General features: G+C 68.1%; 27 protein-coding genes. 22 read left to right on the forward strand and 5 right to left on the reverse strand.

What is annotated here, in order from left to right; translation table 11 throughout:
* The first annotated feature begins 14 nt into the window (after positions 1-14).
* From AB8O64_RS29985 to AB8O64_RS30035, 11 genes are all read left to right on the forward strand, one after another.
* Positions 15-1847 carry a DNA polymerase gene (locus tag AB8O64_RS29985; RefSeq protein WP_370422539.1) on the forward strand — a complete coding sequence of 611 codons (1833 nt, stop codon included), beginning with the start codon at positions 15-17 and terminating at the stop codon, positions 1845-1847.
* Positions 1844-2080 (forward strand): hypothetical protein, encoded by a 237-nt coding sequence (locus AB8O64_RS29990; RefSeq protein WP_370422540.1) that lies wholly within the window; start codon positions 1844-1846, stop codon positions 2078-2080. Before AB8O64_RS29985 ends, AB8O64_RS29990 begins: the two co-directional genes overlap by 4 nt.
* Positions 2077-2259 carry a hypothetical protein gene (locus tag AB8O64_RS29995; protein WP_370422541.1) on the forward strand — a complete coding sequence of 61 codons (183 nt, stop codon included), beginning with the start codon at positions 2077-2079 and terminating at the stop codon, positions 2257-2259. Before AB8O64_RS29990 ends, AB8O64_RS29995 begins: the two co-directional genes overlap by 4 nt.
* Complete coding sequence (locus tag AB8O64_RS30000) at positions 2256-2516, forward strand: thioredoxin family protein (RefSeq protein ID WP_370422542.1); 261 nt, start codon at positions 2256-2258, stop codon at positions 2514-2516. The genes AB8O64_RS29995 and AB8O64_RS30000 overlap by 4 nt, the downstream gene beginning before the upstream one ends.
* Complete coding sequence (locus AB8O64_RS30005) at positions 2513-2938, forward strand: cytidine/deoxycytidylate deaminase family protein (RefSeq protein WP_370422543.1); 426 nt, start codon at positions 2513-2515, stop codon at positions 2936-2938. Before AB8O64_RS30000 ends, AB8O64_RS30005 begins: the two co-directional genes overlap by 4 nt.
* Before the next feature lie 56 nt (positions 2939-2994).
* Entirely contained in the window at positions 2995-3423 is a 429-nt protein-coding gene (locus AB8O64_RS30010; RefSeq protein ID WP_370422545.1) for a hypothetical protein, read from the forward strand.
* A 91-nt stretch (positions 3424-3514) separates the two neighbouring features.
* A complete protein-coding gene (locus tag AB8O64_RS30015; RefSeq protein ID WP_370422547.1) occupies positions 3515-4690 on the forward strand; it encodes a helix-turn-helix domain-containing protein in 1176 nt (391 codons plus the stop codon).
* A gap of 113 nt (positions 4691-4803) precedes the next feature.
* A complete protein-coding gene (locus tag AB8O64_RS30020) occupies positions 4804-5016 on the forward strand; it encodes a hypothetical protein (RefSeq protein ID WP_370422549.1) in 213 nt (70 codons plus the stop codon).
* Positions 5017-5266: 250 nt separating this feature from the next.
* Positions 5267-5635 carry a hypothetical protein gene (locus tag AB8O64_RS30025; RefSeq protein WP_370422550.1) on the forward strand — a complete coding sequence of 123 codons (369 nt, stop codon included), beginning with the start codon at positions 5267-5269 and terminating at the stop codon, positions 5633-5635.
* 434 nt (positions 5636-6069) lie between these two features.
* Entirely contained in the window at positions 6070-6195 is a 126-nt protein-coding gene (locus tag AB8O64_RS30030) for a hypothetical protein (protein ID WP_370422551.1), read from the forward strand.
* Positions 6196-6457: 262 nt separating this feature from the next.
* Complete coding sequence (locus AB8O64_RS30035; protein ID WP_370422552.1) at positions 6458-6727, forward strand: hypothetical protein; 270 nt, start codon at positions 6458-6460, stop codon at positions 6725-6727.
* A 70-nt stretch (positions 6728-6797) separates the two neighbouring features.
* Here AB8O64_RS30035 and AB8O64_RS30040 read toward each other — a convergent pair whose 3' ends face one another.
* Positions 6798-8564 (reverse strand): recombinase family protein, encoded by a 1767-nt coding sequence (locus AB8O64_RS30040; RefSeq protein ID WP_370422553.1) that lies wholly within the window; start codon positions 8562-8564, stop codon positions 6798-6800.
* Positions 8565-8895: 331 nt separating this feature from the next.
* Here AB8O64_RS30040 and AB8O64_RS30045 point away from each other — a divergent pair, with 331 nt between their 5' ends.
* Positions 8896-10251 carry an amino acid permease gene (locus tag AB8O64_RS30045; RefSeq protein WP_370422555.1) on the forward strand — a complete coding sequence of 452 codons (1356 nt, stop codon included), beginning with the start codon at positions 8896-8898 and terminating at the stop codon, positions 10249-10251.
* A 43-nt stretch (positions 10252-10294) separates the two neighbouring features.
* On the opposite strand, the gene AB8O64_RS30050 is transcribed toward AB8O64_RS30045, so the two are convergent.
* The 3 genes from AB8O64_RS30050 to AB8O64_RS30060 form a co-directional block, all read right to left on the reverse strand.
* On the reverse strand, positions 10295-11056 hold the full coding sequence (locus AB8O64_RS30050; protein WP_370422557.1) for an SDR family NAD(P)-dependent oxidoreductase: 762 nt from the start codon (positions 11054-11056) through the stop codon (positions 10295-10297).
* A 131-nt stretch (positions 11057-11187) separates the two neighbouring features.
* Positions 11188-11769, reverse strand: a complete 582-nt coding sequence (locus tag AB8O64_RS30055) for a TetR/AcrR family transcriptional regulator (protein WP_370422559.1) — start codon at positions 11767-11769, stop codon at positions 11188-11190.
* 118 nt (positions 11770-11887) lie between these two features.
* Positions 11888-12502: a TetR family transcriptional regulator gene (locus AB8O64_RS30060; protein ID WP_370422560.1), complete on the reverse strand. Its 615-nt coding sequence runs from the start codon at positions 12500-12502 to the stop codon at positions 11888-11890.
* Positions 12503-12814: 312 nt separating this feature from the next.
* Here AB8O64_RS30060 and AB8O64_RS30065 point away from each other — a divergent pair, with 312 nt between their 5' ends.
* The 10 genes from AB8O64_RS30065 to AB8O64_RS30110 all read left to right on the forward strand — a co-directional run bounded on the left by AB8O64_RS30065 (position 12815) and on the right by AB8O64_RS30110 (position 20840).
* Positions 12815-13585 (forward strand): AfsA-related hotdog domain-containing protein, encoded by a 771-nt coding sequence (locus AB8O64_RS30065; RefSeq protein WP_370422562.1) that lies wholly within the window; start codon positions 12815-12817, stop codon positions 13583-13585.
* 95 nt (positions 13586-13680) lie between these two features.
* On the forward strand, positions 13681-14298 hold the full coding sequence (locus AB8O64_RS30070) for a hypothetical protein (protein ID WP_370422564.1): 618 nt from the start codon (positions 13681-13683) through the stop codon (positions 14296-14298).
* A 46-nt stretch (positions 14299-14344) separates the two neighbouring features.
* Positions 14345-15199: a hypothetical protein gene (locus AB8O64_RS30075; protein WP_356458167.1), complete on the forward strand. Its 855-nt coding sequence runs from the start codon at positions 14345-14347 to the stop codon at positions 15197-15199.
* 80 nt (positions 15200-15279) lie between these two features.
* Positions 15280-15495 (forward strand): tautomerase family protein, encoded by a 216-nt coding sequence (locus AB8O64_RS30080; protein WP_356458169.1) that lies wholly within the window; start codon positions 15280-15282, stop codon positions 15493-15495.
* A 110-nt stretch (positions 15496-15605) separates the two neighbouring features.
* The gene (locus AB8O64_RS30085) at positions 15606-16418 is read left to right on the forward strand and encodes a carboxymuconolactone decarboxylase family protein (protein WP_370422566.1); all 813 of its coding nucleotides are present in this window, start codon (positions 15606-15608) and stop codon (positions 16416-16418) included.
* 69 nt (positions 16419-16487) lie between these two features.
* Positions 16488-17183 (forward strand): HAD family hydrolase, encoded by a 696-nt coding sequence (locus AB8O64_RS30090; protein WP_370422567.1) that lies wholly within the window; start codon positions 16488-16490, stop codon positions 17181-17183.
* Positions 17180-18259, forward strand: coding sequence for a 3-oxoacyl-ACP synthase III family protein (locus AB8O64_RS30095; RefSeq protein ID WP_370422568.1), 1080 nt, complete (start codon positions 17180-17182; stop codon positions 18257-18259). Before AB8O64_RS30090 ends, AB8O64_RS30095 begins: the two co-directional genes overlap by 4 nt.
* Positions 18256-18528 carry a hypothetical protein gene (locus AB8O64_RS30100; RefSeq protein WP_370422569.1) on the forward strand — a complete coding sequence of 91 codons (273 nt, stop codon included), beginning with the start codon at positions 18256-18258 and terminating at the stop codon, positions 18526-18528. Before AB8O64_RS30095 ends, AB8O64_RS30100 begins: the two co-directional genes overlap by 4 nt.
* On the forward strand, positions 18525-19778 hold the full coding sequence (locus AB8O64_RS30105; protein WP_370422571.1) for an MFS transporter: 1254 nt from the start codon (positions 18525-18527) through the stop codon (positions 19776-19778). The genes AB8O64_RS30100 and AB8O64_RS30105 overlap by 4 nt, the downstream gene beginning before the upstream one ends.
* 63 nt (positions 19779-19841) lie before the next feature.
* Positions 19842-20840 (forward strand): aldo/keto reductase, encoded by a 999-nt coding sequence (locus AB8O64_RS30110; RefSeq protein ID WP_370422572.1) that lies wholly within the window; start codon positions 19842-19844, stop codon positions 20838-20840.
* 55 nt (positions 20841-20895) lie between these two features.
* Here AB8O64_RS30110 and AB8O64_RS30115 read toward each other — a convergent pair whose 3' ends face one another.
* Complete coding sequence (locus tag AB8O64_RS30115; protein ID WP_370422573.1) at positions 20896-21711, reverse strand: helix-turn-helix domain-containing protein; 816 nt, start codon at positions 21709-21711, stop codon at positions 20896-20898.
* Between the last annotated feature and the right edge of the window lie 23 nt (positions 21712-21734).

The following is a 21734-nucleotide window of genomic DNA, read 5'->3' on the forward strand; positions in this document are numbered from 1 at the left end:
CACGGAGGCAATGAATGAAGGTCATCAACTACGACATCAACGGCTCCGAAGTCCGCATCAACGTAGTTGAGACTGAAGACGATCTTCCCCAGTTCCGCCGCTTCGTGGTCAACAATCGTCGAGCCCTGGGATTCGACACCGAGACCGACGGTCTCTCCTGGTGGGAGGACGGGTTCCGTATCCGCCTTGCTCAGTTCGGCAACGCGCACGAGAGTTTCGTCCTCCCCACCGAGAGGGGCGGCCTCTTCCAGGAGGACGCCATCAAAGCCGTGGGCTGGGTCGAGAAGCTGGCCATGCAGAACGGTACGTACGACATCCTCTGCATGGATCGAGTCTGGGGAGTGTCGGCCGAGTCCGTCTTCCCCCGGCTCGTTGACTCCCGCATCATCGCCCACCTCGTAGACAGTCGGGGGCGGAAGGACGCCGGCATAGGTCACTCGCTCGAAGAACTTACCCGCCACTACGTCTCCGCGACGGTGGCCGATGAGGTGAAGGCGAGCATGACCGTCATCGCCAAGGAACTGGGCGTCAAGAAGGCCGACTTGTGGCCGGTGATCCCGCTGGAGCACGAGGGCTTCAATCTGTACGCGGGCATGGACCCAATCCTCGCCTACCGCCTGGTGAAGCTCCTCAAGCCCAAGATCCCGACCACGGCCCGCAAGCTCGTCCGCTACGAACACGAGCTGGCCGCCGCGTGCGCCTACATGGTGCGTCGCGGCATCCGGGCCGACGTGCCGTACATCGAGGAGCGGGCAGCCGAGCTGGCTTCGACGGAGCACCAGTACAAGGACATCGCGGCGAAGCTCGGGCTGGAGAACATCAACAGTCCCGTCCAGGTCGGGGCGGCAGTCATCAGCCGGGGCATCATCCCGACTGAGCGGACCCCGACCGGTCAGCCTCGCGTGGACGACCACCTTCTCAAGGCCCACCTGGACGACCCGCTGTGCGAGGCCATCTACCGGGGCAAGAAGGCGGCGAAGGCGAAGTCCACCTGGTTCGACAACGCCCTGAGCAACCGTGATGCGGAAGACCGGCTCCACGCCGATATCCGATCAATGGGCGCGCGGACGGCCCGGATGTCGATCTCCGGGGCGATACCGGCGCAGACGTTTCCCTCCGGTGACTCGTTGGTCAGGCGCGGGTTCATCGCCGATCCGGGCATGGTCATCTGCGCAGTTGACTACAAGGCGCAGGAGCTTCGGGTTCTCGCCGCCCTGTCGGGAGACAAGGCGATGAAGAAGGCTTTCCGAGAGGAAGCCGACCTGCATCAGATCACCGCGGATGCGGCCGAGGTGGACCGAAAGACGGGGAAGATGACCAACTTCCTGACGGTGTACGGGGGAGGGCCGGCCGCGCTGATGAGCCAGGCCGGCGTCACGCGGGAAGTCGCTGAGCGGGCCATCAAGGGGTTCTTCAAGGTATTCCCCGGCGTCGAGCAGTACTCCGAGGAACTTCAGCGTGAAGCGCGCCGGAAGGGTTACATCACCACGAACACGGGCCGACGCCTATACGTGGACAAGCGGCGCCCATACGCGGCCCTCAACTACGCCGTGCAGAGTGCAAGCCGGGATGTAACCGGCCGGGCCATTCTGCGGCTCCAGGAGGCCGGATACGGCCCCTATGCGCTCTTGCCAGTGCATGACGAGGTGATCTTCCAGTTCCCGGAAGAGCACGCTCTCAGGGCTACAGAAAAGGCCGCCCAGATTATGAAGGAAGTCATGAGCGGCGTACTTATCGACACGGACGTGTCGGTTTACGGAAAGAGCTGGGGTTGCGGATACACGGCCGAAGGTCAGTTCTGCGACCTCTGCGGAGTCATTCACAACGAAATGGAGTTGGCTGCATGAGCGAGATGGACGGCTTCGAGGAGCTGATTGGCGACTTCGCCAAGGAGATGGAGGTCAAAGCCCTGGAGCAGGTTGCAGAGACGGCTTTGAAGGCTGCCCGCCTCTGTGGCCTGGTCATGAAGGAGGCGAAGGAGTGGGGCGTCCCGAAGGATCTGGCTGAAGGCATGGCCGCAGACCTGTGGCAGATCATCATGATTCCGGCCGAGGTCGAAGTTATGGAGGCCGGCGAGTGAGCTACGCCGACTACTACGTCGAGGGTGACGAGTACGGATACACCGCCCTCATTCACGACCCCTCTGGGGAAACCGTGGCCGAAGGCGGATGTACTTGCTGTGACGGCAACGAGGTCACCCTCCAAGCGCTGATCGACTCCGCTGACTACGACCAAAAGAAGCGTGAGGCCGACAAGTGACCCGATACCTGCTCTTCACCTCTCCGATCTGTGTGCCTTGCAAACGCATGAAGCCCCTGATCGCACAGGAAGCCATTGTTGCCGATGTCGCCATTGACGACGTGGATGTGATGAACGACTCCGCGGGTAAGAGGCTCCTTTTCGATGTTTCGTCCGTGCCAACGCTCCTGGCGTACGACGAAGAAGGAGAACTGAAAAGGCTTGTCGGAATGAAATCTCAGGCCGATCTCGTGCAGTTCTTCGAGGACACCAAGTGAAGGATCTTGATGCGCGCCCAGACTGGGATACTTACTTCCTCGGAATCGCTGTGGCGGTTGCTGCGCGAGGTGACTGTCTCCGATGCCGTGTTGGATCTGTGGTGGTCGGCTCTGACCGGCGAATCGTCTCCACCGGTTACAACGGATCGTATCCGGGTGGCCCGTCGTGTAGCCGTGGAGAGTGCCCGCGATGTATCTCGGAAGTCCCCTCCGGCACCTCATACGAGGACTGTGTTGAAACACATGCCGAGGCAAATGCGCTCCTCTATGCCGACTGGGTGTCGTGCCAAGGCTCCACGATCTACATAACCCGGTCGGCTTGTAAGGACTGCTTGAAGCTCATCAAGTCTGCCGGTGTTCATCGGGTGGTGCACCCAGATCGAGGAAAGGTTGTCGAGGTTCACCTTCCATCGCTAGGCTAGGCCATAGTTGGGTTGTGACACTTCAGAAACGACCCGCCCCATAGCTTGGAGCACTCGTGGAAATCGTGCAGGTCGTCAGGCTCACTGTCGAGGGTGACACCTACCAGGGCGAGGTCGATGACCTCGAAAAGGTAAAGCATCTCACCAAGTTGGAAGCGGCGTACGGCCAGAGTAGGCAGGATCTCCTTGACGCCCTCAAGGAGTACGGGATCGGCGTTGCCCCCTCCGCCGGCCCGACCTTCACCGTGAGGCCGACCTCTGGGAAGAAGAGTGCGGCATCTGGCCCTGACGCCGCAGACGTGAGGGCCTGGGCCGCGACGCTCACGAAGCCTTCCCTGCCTCTGGCGGCGCAGGGCCGCATCCCCGGATGGGTCAACGAGGCGTGCGAGAAGAAGCTCAAGGGTGACGCTCTCGACAAGCACGTCCGGCAGCACGCTTCCCCCGACTTCCTGAAGAAGTATGACGAGGTCAACAAGAAGAAGTGATCTTGACACTGAAGGCCCCCTCTCCGGAGGGGGCCTTCAGTGTGCCCAGCATGGCTTACAGGATCCCCAGCGCCGGGCGTACTCTGCGGATATGAGTACCGCAGGCGAGCGTTTGAAGGCTGCCCGCAAATGGCGCGGGCTGGGACAAGAGGCGTTGGCTCAGGAGTCGGGCGTCAGCGTCTCGACGATTCGGCAACTCGAACAGGGGGTACGGGAGACTGCCCGCATGGAGACGTGGCGCAAGCTGGCATTCGTGCTGCAAGTGCCGACCATGCGTTTGTCTGACGGGCTGGACGAGCAGGGCCCGCACGAGGACACCGTGGAAGAGTGGACGGCCGTCAGCGAGGCCCTGCATGCTCCTCCAGGTCATCTGACTGTCGAGGAAGGCGAGCCGCCGACGATCGTCGGCGTCAAGGCCGTACTCGAAGAGGCTCTACCGTACTTCGCCGGTCGATTCGGGAAGCAGGCCCGAGTCCTGCCCGGCATACTCCGCGACTCGGCGGACCTTGGGGAGGAGGGCCAGGCGCTGCGCGTCCGAGTGCTCCAGCTTGCTGGCTGGGCCCTCACGGCAACCCGACAGTGGGACTTGGCTGAGGATGCGCTAGAGAGGTCCATGGACTTGGCGACGGACCGCATCCAGGCTGCTGAGACGGTGGACTGCCTGACGTGGTTGTACCTCCGCAGAGGCGAGCTGGACCGGGCGCGCAACGTGGCGATCCGGTGGGCCGATGACCTGGAGCCGGTGAAGATTCGGAAGGCGACACCAGACGAACTCCACGCCTGGGGCCGCATGTTGCTGCGGGTATCGGCGGCAGCGATCCGGGACAACAGGGGCGGTGAAGCGTTGTCGGCCATGAAGTGGGCCGGGGTTGCCGCCAAGGCCCTGGGCGAGGAGCACAAGCCGTCACCCTATGTCTCGCTGAAGACGTTCGGCCCGACGACGGTGGCGTTGAAGGTGATTGAGAACGCGGCGGTCACCGACCACCCGGACCAGGTGCTGCGGATGGCCAAGCGAGTACCCCGAGGCACTGTCATGCCAACGCCGAGCAACATGAACCGCCATCAGCTCGACGTCGTGGACGCACAGGCTAAGACCGGGGACTACTCGGGCGCGGTGCAACGCCTGCTGAAGGTCAAGAAGAAGTACCCGGAGTGGCTGGGGAATCAGCGCTACGCGAGGGACGTGGTGACACGCATCGCGGAGAACCGGCGACTGATCACGCCTGAGCTGCGAGAGGTCGCGACGGTCGTCCGCGTGAACCTCTAAACGATCACTCGTGGTAGTTCCGCACCAGGGAGTGCGGAACTACCACAGACAAGCAACTGCACGCCTTCCTAACCTCGTTGCCACGCTGACGATTCGAGGGACGGCGAGGCGTCATGGACGGTACGGCTAGCACTACCGAGTACAAGGTGGACCGCGCGGGGAAAGTCGGGACGGTCAAGCGCGGCGACGACGGGACGCTGTGGATGCGACCGCCGCAAGGCGGGGTCGAGTGGCCCGTGGACGCCGGGGAGCTGCGCGACCCGACGCCCAAGGAGTTGCACCGCGCTCGTGTACTCGGCTCCCCGGTGGGGACGGTGCAGCCGTGATGGGTACCCCGCCCCTGCCCCCCGCGGACTTGCCCGCGATCGACTTAGGGCTTCGGCCGGCACCGGTACACGGCTGCAAGATCTGCATCCATGCCGACGCGTGGCGGACTGCCTACGAGACCGGCCAGGGGACACCCCATGGGTACGTGGATCTGGCTGCGGCCTCCGGATGCTCTCAGGAAATGCGCAACCACCCCCACGAGCCCCGTGTGTTCGCACTTCCGATCAGGCCCCCTGCGGTGGTGACGGCATGAGCGTGCGCGCGCAGGTACGACGGGTCTGGTACAAGATCACGTCTCACCCGGACGTGTCTCCCCGCCTCATGGGGATCTGCCTCGGCGCCGACTGCGAGTGGACGATTGGGCCGACCGAGGACCTGATGGGGGTCGGTGAGGAGATGATCGGCCACACCAGCGAGACCGGCCACTGCCGGTTTCAGCGATTCGTCGAGGACGAGGCGGTGGTCTCCCTCACGGAAGAGGGCGAGAGGATGCGCCGTGTCCTGCGTAATCGCCGTGAGCTGGCCGAGAAGACCGACTCGAAGTCCGTCCTGGTAGCCAGGGACAGGACTCGGCAGCGGATCGCAGAGGTCGAGGCCGAGCACGCGAGGGCCGAGTGATGAAGGTCGCCGCCGCAATGCTGTGGCTGATGCTGTGGGGACTCCTGGCCCTGTGGGCTGTCATGCCGAAGCGCAGCGGCCCCTAGTCTCCTGGCCCCCGGTGAGGCCCGCATGGGCCCGTCCCTGCTACGGATCGCAGGCGGGCGTGACGGCGGTCCCGTCCCAGCCGGGGGTCAGGTTCAAGCACCCGCTCCCCGTCACGTGATATGAGGTCCGTTCACGGGGAGCGGGGCTCGACACCCACCTCCGGTGGTGCCCTGCTTTGGACGGTCGGGCTTTCCGGAGGTGGGGCAAGTGCCCGTCCCGGTGGTGGAAACCCTGGACAGGACGAGCGGCCGGGACGGGCTCCCCTTCACCTTGTACGGGTGAGGGCTCAGCAAGTGCACGACGGTGCGGGGGAGGTGCCCCCGGCCGACGACTTGAGGAGATCCGACGTGACTCTCAAGGAAGCACTCCAGCGCAAGGTCACCGTCCGCGGTGACGAGGACGACGACAGCGACGGCCAGGGTGGAAACGACTCTGGCGGCTGCGGTGACGGTGACGGGTGCGGACGACAGTAACCCGCTAGTCTCGCATCGCTGAACGTCCGGGGGCGGCCCCAACTCGGGGTCGTCCCCTCCTGGTTGAGGGGTCGGAATGTCAGTTCATCATCATGCGTATGTATGGGTTGGGTCGGGGGCCGAGTACGGGAGGGACCCCCAGCGGCGGCCGTACAATCCTGGGCCCAACCCTGACCCCACGGTGCGGCCGGAGTTCGACTTCCGTACCGTGCCTGTGGTCCCGAACGAGCCCGCCCACTGGCTGTTGAAGGATGCACGGCTTGTGGTGGAGACCTTCCATGATGCTGACCCCGCTGTGGACTGGTACGGCACAGAGATCAGAAAGCACGCCGAGCGATTCGACGGCGACCACGCTAAGGACCCACAAGTGATCGCCGAAGTGCTCGACGGTGCGCGGGAGACGATCAAGGGTGAGCGCGATGTGGTGGGCGGTTGGTGGGGGAACAATGGGGCGACGTTCTTCGCTATCCACCTGATCGCGTGCCCGAATTTTTGGCGACCAGAGCACCGCTGCCCGGTGGGCCTGCGCTAAGGCGCCGAGGGGCTGCCCCGACCAGCATCTTCCGTTCCCCCACGGGTGCTGGTCGGGGCTTTGCTGTGGGTTAGTTCATCGCCTCAAGTTGAGATGTGACCGGCGCTTCTTCGGGCTCGTGCCGTTTCAGGATGCCCGTCTTGTAGAGCGAGTCCGGGATCTTGACCGAACCGAACTGGGACTCGATGACCTTGGCCATCTCTGGATCATCGAGCAACGCAGGCTTGGTCCAGTGTGGCGGGACGTTGTACGAGACCGTCACCCAGTCATCGGTGTCAGCACCCGCGACGCCGGCCGTCTTCGCTAGCTCTTGCAGGTCCCCGAGGTGGACCACGATGCCCATTTCTTCCAGACCCGTCAGATCGGGATGGAAGACCAGGATCTTGACGTGGTTGTCCAAGAGGTACTGACGTCGCTCGCCCTGCTCCATGTCGTTCCAGACGTCCAGCCACCCGCGGCCGGTCTCTCGAATCTCGACCTTGGCCGGGATGGAAGGCTTCTCGCTCAGAACCTTCCTTCGGGTCTTGAGCGTTTTCAGCCGCTCCCGGTATGCATCCTCTTCGTCGTCCCAGTCCCCGGCCTCGAACTGGCGACGCAGGCGCGTGATGCGCTTGTCCACGTCGGCAATCTCCGCCGCGTGGTCCTCGCCAGCGACGGTGACCTTCTCGTACTCCTTGTGCTCCGCGAACCGGTCCTTGATCGTGTCGGTGAAGAACTCTTCGAAGAACTCAGAGTCGATCTTCGACTTGTGCTCACACTTCTCGCCGTAGTGCTGCGTCTTGCCCCGGCACCTGTAGTGGTCGTACCGGTAGACCTTGCCGCGTGAATGAACTGTGTCCCGGTTCCGGTACTGCGGCCCGAGGCAGTTCCCACAGCCAGAGACCGTAGACAGCAGTGCAGCGCCGGACCTCTGCCGCGTCGGCTTCCTTTCGTTGCCCTTCAAGACCTCCAGGACGGCCGACCACTCGCCGTAGGTCAGGTGAGACTCGTCCGTGAACAGCTTGTACTCGCCCGTCTCGTGGTCTTCCACAGGCTTGCCCTTGTACATCTGGATGCCAGCCATGGTCGGGCTCATCAACATCCGCTTGAGCGGTGAGACGTGCCATGCCGACGATTCCTGGCCGGCCCGCATGGAAACCGAGCCGAGCTGGTTTTGACGCACGTAGGTGGACCAGGACGGAATCTCCTGCTCGCGCAGCTCCCGAACTGCCAGGGACAGGGAGTACCGGGGGGTGCCGAGGAAGTTCATCGCCACGTTGCGGAGGATCGGGCTGAAGTATCCCTCGGCTTGGAGAGTCTTGTGCTCAGACTTCACATCCAGGACGGGGATGTACCCGGCCGGCAGCCAGCCACCCCCGTAGAAGCCCTTCTCACGGAGATAAGCCTGAGAGTCCAGGATTCGCTTCGTGATCCTCTCCAGCTCCTTGGTGGCCATCGTCGCCTTCGCGTAGGCGATCATGCGACCCTCAGGGGAGAGGATGTCGAAGGAGGGGTCATCAATGATGATGATGTTCTTGCCCCAGTCCATGATCTTCTGCACGAAGGACATGAACTGAAGATCGTTACGGGACATGCGGTCCTGCGTCGAGACCGCTATCAAGTCCCATTGCTCGATGGCCTCGGGTGCGAGCCACTTCCCGAGCTTCGGCCGCTTCCAGGGCGCCAGGCCACCGGAAACGGACACATCCTCCACCTCCGCCACGACGTGGTGGTGGCAGTCGATAGCCCACGTCCGGAGGACGTTCAGTTGCCGCTCGATGGAGGTGGACTTGTCGCCGTCGCGACTCAGACGCGCCGACAAGATGACGCGCTGCGGGACAGGTGGTGCTTCGAACATGCCTGCCAGCTTTCTGACCTTGGTCCCACTTTGCTAGGGACTTCGGTCCTTTTTGACTACAGGTGTGTTCCGAAACACGTCGGCCAGGCCCGGCGTCGAATCTCCGTGCGGAACCATCCGTGGAGCGGATGATCTAGCGCCCGCGCGGTGTCGCGCGAGAGAATCCACGGCGACTTGAGCCAAGGGGGCAGGTCACGGACCATATGCAGGCGTCCGGCACCCATCGGACGATCGGCACCAAGAGAGGCACCACCCCGCCATGCTCACGAGGCGACCCCTGACGCCCGAAACGGCCCCTGACCTGCAAGTTTCCAAGCCACACACGTTTCGGATGTCCCTCCCCGTAGCGACAGCTCTGGTCATGGGGAACATCATCGGCGGCGGCATCTTCCTGCTCCCCGCCTCGGTCGCCCCGTTCGGGACCGTCAGCCTGCTCGCCTTCGGCGTCCTCACGGTCGGCGCGATCGCGCTCGCCCTCGTCTTCGGGCGGCTCACCGAGCGCTTCCCCCGCACCGGCGGCCCCTACGTCTACGCCCGCGAGGCGTTCGGCGACTTCGCAGGGTTCCTCTCCGCCTGGTCGTACTGGACGATGACCTGGGTCAGCAACGCCGCCCTCGCGGTCGCGGGCGTCGGCTACGTCCATGTGCTGACCGGCGACGACGGCTCCAAGGCCGGGGACCTGGCACTGGCGCTGGCCATGATCTGGCTGCCCGCGCTGGCGAACCTCGCCGGCACCCGCTGGGTGGGCGCGGTCCAAATGATCTCCACGGTGCTGAAGTTCGTGCCGCTGCTGTTCGTCGCCGTCATCGGGATGTTCTTCTTCGACCCCGACAACCTCGGCTCCTTCAACGCGGGCGACGGCAACTGGACCGGCGGGCTCACCGCGTCGGCCGCGATCCTGCTCTACAGCTATGTCGGCGTCGAGTCGGCCGCGATGAGCGCGGGCGAGGTCCGGGACCCGGAGCGCAATGTGGGGCGCGCCAGCGTCCTCGGCACCATCGGTGCCGCCGTGGTCTATCTGCTGGGCACCCTCGCCGTCTTCGGCAGTGTCCCGCACGACAAGCTCGTCGACTCCACCGCCCCGTTCTCCGACGCGGTCAACGCGATGTTCGGCGGTGAGTGGGGCGGCACGGTGATCGCGGTCTGCGCCGTGATCTCCATCGTCGGCGCACTCAACGGCTGGACGCTGATGAGCGCCCAGGCGCCCTACGCGGCGGCCAAGGACGGGCTGTTCCCCGCCGTGTTCGCGAAGAAGCGGCGCGGAGTGCCCACGGCGGGCGTGCTGGCCGCCGCGGTCCTGGCCTCGCTGCTGACCGTCATCAACTACACGTCGGGCGTGGCCGGGGTCTTCGAGATCCTGGTGCTGATCACGACCTTCTCCGCGACGGTCCCGTATCTGCTGTCCGCCGCCGCGCAGGTGTACTTCCTGCTGACCGGGCAGCGCGAGAAGATCAGCCCGGCCCGCTTCACCCGGGACATGGTGCTCGCCCTCGGCGCGTTCGCCTTCTCCTTCTGGCTGGTCGCGGGCGCCGGCTACGCCGCGGTGTACCAGGGCGTGCTCTTCCTCTTCGTCGGCATCCTCGTCTATGTGTGGATCGTGGCCCGCCGGCCTGCGGCTGGTACCGCCGACGCGACCGCCGAGGAGCCGGCCGTGGTGGCCGCCCAATCGAGCCCGTCCGGCGCTTGAGGACGCGCCCGCAGGGCGCTCGCCGCCGCAGCCGGCAACGGCACTACGCGGTGATGCCGCCGTCCAGGACGAGTTCGGCGCCGACCGTGTACCCGGCCTCCGCACCGGCCAGGTAGAGCACGGCGGCGGCGACCTCCTCGGGGGTGCCCGCCCGGCCGGCGGGCACCTCGCGGCTCATCCGCTCGGCCTTGTCCTGCGCGGACTCGCCCGGGCGGGAGGACATCGGGGTCTCGATGGGGCCGGGGCTGACCGCGTTGATCCGGACCCCGTCGCCGATGTGGTCCAGGGCGGCGTTGCGGGTCAGCGCCGAGACGGCCGCCTTGCTGGTCGCGTACGCGGCCAGGCTCTCCATGCGCAGATGGGCACCGAGGTTGGACGAGATGTTCACGATGGCGCCGCCGCCGTGGGCGCGCATGTGGCCGATCTCGTACTTCATCGACAGATAGACGCCGGTGAGGTTGGTGGCGATGATGCTCTGCCAGTCCTCCTCGGGGATGTCGGCGAGCTTGGCGGGCGGGACGAACAGCCCGACGTTGTTCACGGCCACATCGAGGCCGCCGAAGCGCTCGACGGTCTGCCGCACGAGGGCCTGGACGTCCTCGGAGCGGGTCACGTCGGCGGTGATCGCGGCGGCCTCGCCGCCCTCGGCCTCGATGAGGGAGACGGTCTCCTTCAGGGGCTCCGCCCGACGGCCCGCGACGACGACCCGGGCGCCCTCGCGGGCGAAGGCCAGGGCGATGGCCCGGCCGATTCCCGTGCCGCCGCCGGTGACGAGGGCGGTCTTCCCGGTGAAACGTGCGGTCATGACGACGACTCCTTGTGTGAATGAAGCACTATTGAAGAACGATCGGTCTCGAATCAGGGTGTGGCGAGGCAACCCCGAGGGCGGATGGCGCCTTCGGGTGTGCTGAGGTGTGCCGGTGTTCGAGGGGGGGCTCAGTCCAGCAGTGACAGCGCCTGGGCGGCGGCGTCCCGCAGCAGGCCGGTGCCGGCGTCGACCTTGCCGACCACCCGCATGCCCTGCATGAGGACCAGCAGCAGCCGCGCGAGCGCGACCGGGTCCCGGTCGGCGGGCAGCTCCCCCTGGGCCCTGGCCCGCATCAGCGCCGACGTCAGCGCGGCCTCCATGCTGTGCCAGCTCTGCTCGACCCGCCGGGCCGCGTCCGGATCGTGCGACCCGAGCTCCACGGCCGTATTGGTGACGAAACAGCCGCGCCGCAGCTCGTCGTGGGCGGCTTCCTCCGCGAAGCGTTCGATCAGTCCCCGCACGGCGGGCAGCGCCGGCCCCGGCTGGGACAGCTCCTCCAGGATGCGGGGGCTGTGCTGCTCCGCGTAACGGTCCATGGCCTTCGCGTAGAGCTCGCGCTTGCTGCCGAAGGTGGCGTACAGGCTCGCCCGGGCGATGCCGAGGTGCGCTACGAGGTCCGCCATCGACGTCGCTTCGTAGCCGCGCTGCCAGAACAGCTCCACGGCTGACTGCAGGGCGGCGTCCGGATCGAATTCCTTGGTCCTGGCCACGGGAATGACCCTAGGGGAATCAAGAACGATCAGTCAAGAATAGTTCGGGGCGACCCGCCGGGTACGCCGTGTACCCGCCGGGCCGCCAGGTGGTGCGCAGTGTGGGTCGCCGGGATCTTCAGGGGGCATCCAGGCTGACCGCGGGGGAGGAGGTGGCGATCACGGCGCGGCCGTGGGCCACCAGGACCGTGCGCAGCTTGTCCCAGCCCTCGTCGTCGTCCGGGGCCAGTCCGGTCATCAGCCGGCGCTGCTGCTCCACGACGAAGGGCCAGGACGCGATGCCGATGAGGGTCATCAGCAGAGTCCCGGCCTTCCGTGCGGAGCCGATCCCGAGCGTTTCGCTCAGGATCTCGCTCTTGAGCGTGTAGTACGCCTCCCGCTCGGCCTCGCCGGGGATCTCCTTGTTGCCGTAGTGCAGGCCCTCCCAGGCCAGCAGGCGGATGAGGCTGTTGTCGCGGCGGTGGTAGTCGAAGACGTGGCCCACGTACTCCTCGATTCCCTCCCTCGTGGTCGGCACCGGCACCTGCTCGCTCAGGTCCCGGTAGGCCTGGGCGAGCACGGCGGCGAAGAGCTGGTCCTTGTTGCCGAAGTAGGCGTAGATGCGTTGCTTGTTGGCCGCCGCCTGTTCGGCGATGCGGTCCACCCGGGCTCCGGAGATGCCGTACTGGGCGAACTCCGCGCGGGCGGCTTCCAGGAGGCGAGTAGGTGTGTCGGGCGTTGTTTCCTTGCTCATGCGGCCACTCTAGAGGAACTCCAACCAACCGTATAGTTGTCCGCAACCAACTAGATGGTTAGGAAAAACCAACTGGATGGTTGCGCGGCCCCCGGACATGTCCTAGTGTCTTCGACATCGGCCCGGCCAACCCGCCGGCAGCACTGAGGAAACACCGCACGACGAAGCACGGGGGGCGTGCCGCGACCTTCGCGGAGCCATGCCGCCGTAGCCGTTCTTCGCGCTTTTCGCACCTCTTAGCGCACCTCTCACTTCCATGTCACCGCCTTGGCGCAGCCATGCCTCAGGGCGGTACCCACCGAGGAGTTCGTCATGAGCCAGACCCTTCACAGCGTCGTTCTGGTAGGGGACCGTTTCATCGGTTTCGCCGTGCAGGAGAACGTCTTCACCGTCTCCCAGTTACTCGAGCGCATCCGCGGCGGCTTCTACGCCCCGCAGGGAGCCCCGGTCCTGATCGAGAGTGCCCAGGGCGTGGCCGAGTCGGACGTCGTCATGATCGTCGAGGAGCTGCGCCACCAGGGCCTGCAGGAACGGGTGCAGATCAGACTGCAGCCATCCACCCTCAGCGGGGCGGGCGAGGTGCACAAACGCGTGGTGGCCAACGCGCTGATAGCGGACCTCTACCAGGTCAGCGACGTGCTCTACGGTGCCGGGCTGCGGCTGCACAACGACAACGAGCTGCTGCTCGACCACCAGACCGGGCAGCACGTCCAGGGCATGGTGGCCGTCGAGGCGTCCCGGCAGATGTTCCTGGCCGTCACCGAGCGCTATTACGCGGCCCAATGGCCGCAGCGCCGCTACTACTACGTCATCGAGTCCATGAACACGGACTTCGAGAACTTCCTCTTCCCACTCTGCTCCACCATCGAATACCGCGTCACCAAGGCGCAGACCCAGGACCCGGCGAGGCTGTCCTTCGGCGCCGACATCTCCATCCAGCAGGCGGGCCGCCGGGCCTCCCTCACGCAGGTGACGTTCACCGCCTTCGACGCCGAGCTCATCGAAGCCAAGGAAGACCGCCGGGCGCGCCAGGCCGTCGAGCACATGCTCCGGTCCCCGATGGCGGCCCTCAGCGGCGTCTGACCGCCCCGGCCGCCCGTCCGGCCCCGCGTGTCACCCCTCGACTTTCCTTCCTTTCCCTTTCGTTCACCCCTTTGTTCACCATGAGGAGCACCACCATGTCCGCATCGCTGATCACCGCCGTCGAGCTGTCCGTCAAGCCCGACCGGATCGAAGCCGCCGCCGAGGCCTGGAAGGCCCACCACGCCGCCTCGTCCTTCACCGGCCGCGCCCTCTTCCGCAGCCTGGAGGGCTCGACCCTGCTCGAACTCGCCCCGGTCGCCGGCTGGGAGGAGTTCCCCGCCCTGCGTGAGGACTGGGCGCAGCTCTGGGACACCGTCGGCCCGCTGGCCGAGGGCGACTTCCGCCGCCAGGTGCTGGGCTTCGTGGACGCGCCCAAGCCCATCGACACCCCGCTGCCGCTGACGCCCTACGTGCAGATGCGCCACATCGAGGTGCCGCCCGGCGTCCACACCGCCTACCGCGCCTGGCGCGAGGAGACCATCTACGACGTGGTCCGCACCTCCGACGAGGTCGAGGCGTTCGTCGCCTACCACTCCGTGGTGAGCACCGAGCCCGGCGTCATGTTCGTCTCCGGCTTCAGCTGCGACCCCGCCGAGTACAACGCGGTCTTCACCTCCCCCCGCTACCAGGAGATCGTCCGCCAGGCCGGCGACCGCTACATCGCGGGCGGCGAGCGCGGTCTCTTCACCGAGATCTACGCCCGCGTCTCCTGACCGCCGGCCCGACACCTCTCCTGGAACCTTCGAGAAGGAGAAGACGGTGACCCAGTCACGCACCTTCCAACTGAGTCTCACCACCCAGGGACCGGCCTACCCGCCCAGCGAAGTGATGGACGGAAACGGTGACTTCATCGTCATCGGCCGTATCAATCGCGACAACGGCGCGGGCGGGGTCTCCCAGACCTGGGGATCGGCGATCGTCTCCGCCGACAGCCCGCTGCCGAAGTTCGGCGAGCACCAGCCGTACGAGATCGTGCGGGAACTCCCCGACCACCCCGCGCAGTTCAGCCCGGCGGACAACGAGATCGTGCTGCACACGCTGCCGCTCCCGCTGCCGTGCAACAACTACCCCATGGTGTTCGCCCCCGAGCAGTGCCCGGACGCGCACCTGGTCACCCGCCCCAGCTACCCCTTCCACCAGGTCGCCGTGCCGGACCTGCGGGCCCAGGACGGCCCCAAGGTCACCGAGCCGGTCACCCTCGGCAAGTGGGCGGAGGCCCGCGGGGAGCTGGAGGTGCGGCTGGTGGACGGCGGCACGGCCGCGGAGTTCGCCTGCGACTTCTCCGGCATGCTGCCCAACAGCCTCTACACGGTGATGTCCCTGCGGGAGCACGACCTCGACCCCGACGGGCCCACCCGGCCCGGCCCGCTGGGCGTGCCCAACGCCTTCGTCACCGACCAGGACGGCAAGGGCCGCTACCGGGCCGTACTGCCGGACCCCTTCCCGGCACCCGGCACCGGCGGCAACCGCATCGTCAACGTCATCGTGCTGTGGATGAGCTACCAGCAGAACTACGGCGGCGCGATCGGCTGGTTCGGCCTCGGCGGGGACATCCACGCCCAACTGAAGCTCCAGGGACCGAGCTTCATGGAATTCGTCACCACCGCCAAGTGATCAGCACCGCCACGTGAGCAGCACTGCCACGTGAGCACCACCGCCCTACCGAGAACCCGCAGTCCGAAAGAGGAATCACCATGCCCATCGTCTCCGTGACGACCTGGCCGACCGACAACGACGAGCAGTGCCGCGAGCTGATGGAGGAGCTGACGGCGACCGTGCACCGGATCACCGGCGCCCCCCTCGACAAGATCACGGTCTATGTCCGGGAGATCCCGCGCGAACGCTGGTCCGAGGGCGGCGTCCTGGGGTCGAACCCGGAATTCGCCAAGCTCAGCCGGCGCACCGGCTGACCCCTGGTGCGAACGGGGCCACGGGGCCGGGCGACGCGCCCGGCCCCCGCCCCCCCCCGCCCCCCCAACTCGTCCCGCCCCCCGAACTCCGACACCGAAAGTTGACGGTCATGTCCACGAACTCCTCAGGACCCGCCGCAGACGACCGCATGGCACGCGGCCTGGAGACGATCCGCCGCATCGAGCGCGCCGAACGGCCCGGAGTCCTCGACGGATTCAGCGACGTGGCCCCCGGCTTCGGCGAGATCATCGTCGGCTACGCCTTCGGCGACATCTGCTCCCGGCCCGGCCTGGAGACGCCCACCCGTCAGCTCGTCACCGTCGCCGCGCTGACGACCCTGGGCAACGCCGCCCCGCAGCTCTCCTTCCACGTACGGGGGGCGCGCAACGTCGGCTGCACCCGGCAGGACATCGTCGAGACGGTCCTGCACCTCTGCCCCTACGCCGGTCTCCCCGCGACCGTCGACGCCCTGAAGGTCGTCGCCGCCGTCTTCGCCGCCGAACCCGGGCAGGCCGGCGACGAGCCCACCGGACCCGCCGCGACCGACGACCGCTACGAGCGCGGTCTGCACCTGCTGAAGGCCCTCGACGGCCTCACCACGGAGTCCGCCGACGCCCAGGGCCCGGTCGCCGACCTCGCCCGCTGCCTCATCGAGTTCGCCCTCGGCGACATCTCCGCACACGGCGGCCTCGACGCCCGCACCCGGGAGATCGTCTCCATCGCCGCCTGCACCGCACTGGGCACCCCCCTGCGACCGCGGCTGGAGACGCACCTGCGCGCCCTGCTCGCCGCCGGCGGCACCGAGGAGGAAGCCATCGAGACGGTCCTCCAGATGGCCGTGTACGCGGGCGTCCCGACCGCGGTCAACGGCCTCAACGCCGTCCGCGACGTCTACCGGACGGCCGCCGGACAGCCCGCCTGACCCGCCGCCCGACCACCACCCCACCCGCAGCCGGCACCGCCGTTCACCGCCATCCGGAAGGAGAGCCCCATGGCCTCTCGTCCCTACCTCGTCTTCGCCGACGTGGACGAGACCCTCATCAACTGCAAGAGCATGTTCGACTTCTTGCGGTACCAACTGACCATCCGGTACGGCGCCGACGGTGTCGTCGACTACGGACGGCTCCACGAGGGGTTCCAGCGGGCGGCCCGCGAGGGCGCCGCCCGCGAGGACATCAACCGCGCCTACTACGCGGCCTACGAGGGCGACTCGGCGGCCACCATCGCCGCCCTGGGCGAACGCTGGTACACCGAACGGGACACGGCCGGGCTCTTCATCGAGGAGACCCGCCGGGAGCTGGCGGACCACCGCGCGGCGGGCGCCGAAATCGTCCTGGTCTCAGGGTCGTTCCCCGCGTGCCTCGACCCCATCGCCCGGGCGGTCGGCGCCGCCCATGTGCTGTGCACCCGCCCCCTCGTCGAGCGGGGCCGCTACACGGGCCGGATCGGGACGCCGATGATCGGCGCGCACAAGGCGGACGCCGTCCGGGACCTGCTCGCCACCAGGCCGGACATCGACCCGCGCGACTGCTACGCGTACGGCGACCACCCGTCCGACCTGCCGATGCTCGACTCCGTCGGCCACCCCGTCGCGGTCGGCGACGACCCGGTCCTCCACGCCCACCTCGACGACCGGGCCCGCATGAGCCACCAGTACTTCTTCACCCCCCTGGAGCCACAGCGATGACCGTCTACTCACCCGCCACCACCGCCACCGGAATCATCGGCACCGGCTCGTACCTCCCCGCCGAGATCGTGCCCAACTCCGTGGTGGCCGACCGGGCCGGCGTCACCGCGGACTGGATCGTCCAGAAGACCGGCATCCACGAAAGACGCCACGCCGCGCCCCACGAAGCCACCTCCGACCTGGCCTACGCCGCGGCCCGGGCCGCGATGGACGACGCCGGCATCACCGAGCGGGACATCGCCTGGGTGATCGTGGCGACGTCCACCCCCGACCACCCCCAGCCCGCCACCGCCTGCCTGGTGCAGGACCGGCTCGGCGCCACCCAGGCCGCGGCCTTCGACATCAACGCCGTCTGCGCGGGCTTCGTCTTCGCGCTCCAGACCGGCGCCCAGCTGCTGGCCGGCGTCGGCGAGCGGACCACGGCCAAATACGCGCTCGTCATCGGCGCGGACGTCTACTCCCGCATCCTCGACCACACCGACCGCCGCACCGCGGTGCTCTTCGGCGACGGCGCCGGAGCCGTCGTCCTCGGCCCGGCCCGCCCCGGCCACGGCATCCTCGGCACGGGCACCAGCACCGACGGCAGCCTGCACGGCCTGATCGGTGTGCAGGCGGGCGGCAGCCGCCACCCCGCCTCGGCCGGCACCCTCGCCGACGGGCAGCACTTCTTCAAGATGCGGGGCCGGGAGGTCCGCGACTTCGTCAACGAACGGCTGCCGCTCGCCGTCCAGGGCGTACTCGACGCCCACGGCGTCGACCCCGCCCACATCAAGCACTTCATCCCGCACCAGGCCAACGGCGTCATGGTCGGCGAGGTCATCCCCCGGCTCGGGCTGCCCAACGCCCACGCCCACCTGCCCGTCGACCTGCACGCCAACACCGGTGCCGCCTCCATACCGCTCGCCCTCGACCACGCCCGCCGCGCCGGGGCCCTGGCGGACGGCGACCTGATGCTCCTCGCCGGCTTCGGCGGCGGCATGGGCGTCGGCACGGCCCTGCTCCGCTGGGACAGCGAACCGCCCTGCCGCCACACGCGGCACGCCGCGCGGGAGCTCGTCGGGAGCGTGGCCCGATGACCGCACTCGCGACCGCCCCGGCCCCGCTCGCCCCGGCCCTTCTCACTCCAGAACACTTCGACCACGGCTACCCCGGATACCCGGTGTACGCCCGCCGCCGGCCCGCCCCCGCGACCGCCGACCTCTGCGCGGTCCCCGGCTGCGCCGTCGCCTGCTGGTCGATGGGGCTCGACGCCCCGGACACCACCCCCTGCCCGCACGGCTGGGCCTCGCGCCCCGCGGCCGTCGCCTCCACCCCCGTCCCGTCCATGGGAGACCACCAGTCATGACTCAGACCACCCTCACGCACGCACCGGAAACGGACTCGGGCGTCAAGCGCGGGGCGCCCGTCGCCACCGACCCCGCCGGCTACTCGCCGCTGCGCGCCTGGCTGGCGGTCTTCGCCCTGGCGCTCGGCACCTTCTCCTTCGTCACCACCGAGACCCTGCCCATCGGCCTGCTGCCGTCCATCGGCGCCGGCGTCGACGTCTCCGTCGGCACCGCGGGCTTCCTCGTCACCGGCTTCGCCGCCGTCGCCGCCATCACCGCGGCACCGCTGACCACCCTGTGCGGACGCGTCGACCGCAAGTGGCTGCTGGCCGCACTGCTCGTCGCCTACGTCATCGGCAACCTGCTGGCCACCGTCGCCTCCAGCTACGCCATGCTGCTCGTCGCCCGTATCGTGGTCGCCCTCGCCCACGGTGTCTTCTGGTCCATCGCCGCCGCCATCGCCGTCCGGCTCGTCCCCGAGCGGCACGCCGTCCGGGCCACCGCCATCGTCCTCGGCGGTATCTCCCTCGCCTCGGTGCTCGGCGTCCCGCTGGGCACGATGATCGGCCAGAACTCCGGCTGGCACACCGCGTTCGCAGCCGTCGCAGCCGTCGGCTTCGTCGTCCTGGTCGCCGTGCTGTTCCTGCTGCCGGGCCTGCCCGCCCAGGGCAGCGGCAGCCTCGCCGCGCTGCCCCGCGTGCTCCGCAACGCCCGACTGCGCACCGCCGTCGCCGTCACCGCGCTCGTCATGATCGGCCACTTCCTCGCCTTCACCTACATCGCCCCCTACCTGGAGGACATCACCGGCATCAGCGAGGGCATGGTCGGCGTCCTGCTGCTCGTCTTCGGCCTCGCCGGATTCATCGGGAACTTCATCGCCGGCGCCGTCGTCGGCCGCTCGGTGCGGGCCACCCTGCTCGGCGCACTCGCCGTGATGACCGCCTCCCTCGTCCTGCTGTGGGCCTTCGGTGACAACAAGGCCGCGGCGGTCACCCTGCTCATCGTGTGGGGCCTCGCCTTCGCCGCCCTGCCGGTCGGCCTCCAGACCTGGGTGCTGGAGCTGGCCAAGGAGGAGTCCGACGCCGCGTCGTCCCTCTACGTGGCGGCCTTCAACGGCGCCATCGCCGTCGGTTCCCTCGTCGGCGGCCTGATCGTCGACTCCTCCGCCGGCCCCCGCGCCGTCACCGCCATCGGCGCTGCCCTGGCCGCCTGCGCCCTGCTCACCCTGGTCCTCGCCGGCCGCGGAACCCGCGCCACCGAGAACGCCTGACACCCGCCGCCCCCGGCGCCCCCCAACACGCACCGAACCAGCATCGACAAGGACTAACGAATCATGTACCAGCGCACCCTCGGCGCCTCCGGCCTGCAGGTCTCCGCGATCGGCCTCGGCTGCATGGGAATGTCGGTCTACTACGGCGCGAGCGACGAGGCGGCCTCCGTCGCCACCATCCACCACGCCCTCGACATCGGCGTGAACTTCCTCGACACCGCCGACGCCTACGGCAACGGCCACAACGAGGAGCTGGTCGGCCGGGCCCTCAAGGGCCGCCGCGACGAGGCCGTCCTCGCCACCAAGTTCGGCATCCGGGGAGTCGGGCCCGGGGGCACCTCCGGCGGGGCGACCATCGACTCCCGCCCCGAGTACGTCCGGGAAGCCTGCGACGCCTCGCTCGCCCGCCTCGGCGTCGACCACATCGACCTGTACTACATGCACCGCCGCAACCCCGAGGTCCCCATCGAGGAGACCATCGGCGCCATGGCCGAACTCGTCGCCGCGGGCAAGGTCCGTCACCTCGGGCTCTCCGAGGTGAACGCCGACACCCTGCGCCGCGCCCACGCCGTCCACCCCATCGCGGCCCTGCAGAGCGAGTACTCGCTGTGGGAGCGGGACCTCGAGGACGACATCGCGCCCACGGCCACCGAGCTGGGCATCGGCCTCGTCCCGTACTCGCCGGTCGGCCGGGGCTTCCTCACGGGGGCCCTCACCTCGCTCGACCAACTGGACGAGGACGACTACCGCCGCACCACCGACCCCCGCTTCCAGGGCGAGAACCTCACCCGCAACCTGGCCCTGGTCGAGCGGGTCCGCGCCCTCGCCACCGGGATCGGCTGCACCCCCGTCCAGCTGGCCCTGGCCTGGCTGCTCTCCCGCGGCGAGCACATCGCCCCGATCCCCGGCACCCGGCGCGTCAGCTACCTGGAGGAGAATGCCAAGGCCGCCGATCTGGCCCTCACCGCGGACCAGTTGCGCGCCCTGGAGGAGGCACTGCCCGCCACCGAGGTGTCCGGCGGCCGCTACCCCGAGGCCGGTCTGCGCCTGCTGAACACCTGACCTGCTGACCGACGACGCCGGCCGCCCCCGCGCAGACGGGGGCGGCCGGCGTCGTCTACGGCAGTCGCCCGTGCAGCTCCTGAAGGTGCGCGGCCGTCTCCCGGTCGGCCGGCAGGAACGTCTCCATCGCCAGCTCGGAGACGGTCACGTCCATGGGGGTGTTGAACGTCGCGATCGTCGAGATGAACGACAGCACCCGGCCGTCGTGCTCGATCACCATCGGCAGCGCGAACGGCACCCCGCCACCCTCCCCGGACACCGCGCGCTCGGTGCCGTCCTCCGGCAGCGGATACCCGCTGACCTCGTCGTAGAGGGCGCGCAGCGGCGCCGACCGCATCAGGGCCAGCTGTCGTTCCATCTGATGCAGCAGATGGCCGCGCCACTCGCGGTAATTGCGGATGCGGGGCGCCAGGCCGCCCGGGTGCATGGTGATCCGCATGGCGTTCAGCGGCGGGGCCAGCAGCGGCTCCGCGACACCCTCCAGCAGCATCGCGATACCACGGTTGGCGGCCACCACCTGATAGGTGCCGTCCACCACCAGCGCCGGGAACGGCTCGTACGAGCGCAGCAGCCGTTCCATCCCCTCCCGCAGCCCCGCGAGCGCCGGGTCGTCCAGGGACCGTTCGGCGTAGTACGGGGCGTAACCGGCGGCGATCAGCAGGGCGTTCCGCTCCCGGACGGGCACCTCCAGATGGTCCGCGAGGCGCAGCACCATCTCCTGGCTCGGCCGGGCACGGCCCGTCTCTATGAAGCTGATGTGGCGCGCCGAGGAGCCCGCGCGCAGCGCCAGGTCCAGCTGGCTGATCCGCCGCCGGTCCCGCCACTCGCGCAGCAGCGCGCCCACCCCCGTGGTCTCTGCGACAGTCGTCATGGCCCGACCGTAACCGGTGGCCG

Source organism: Streptomyces sp. QH1-20 (genome assembly GCF_041283565.1).
GTDB classification, from domain to species: Bacteria; Actinomycetota; Actinomycetes; order Streptomycetales; family Streptomycetaceae; genus Streptomyces; species Streptomyces syringius.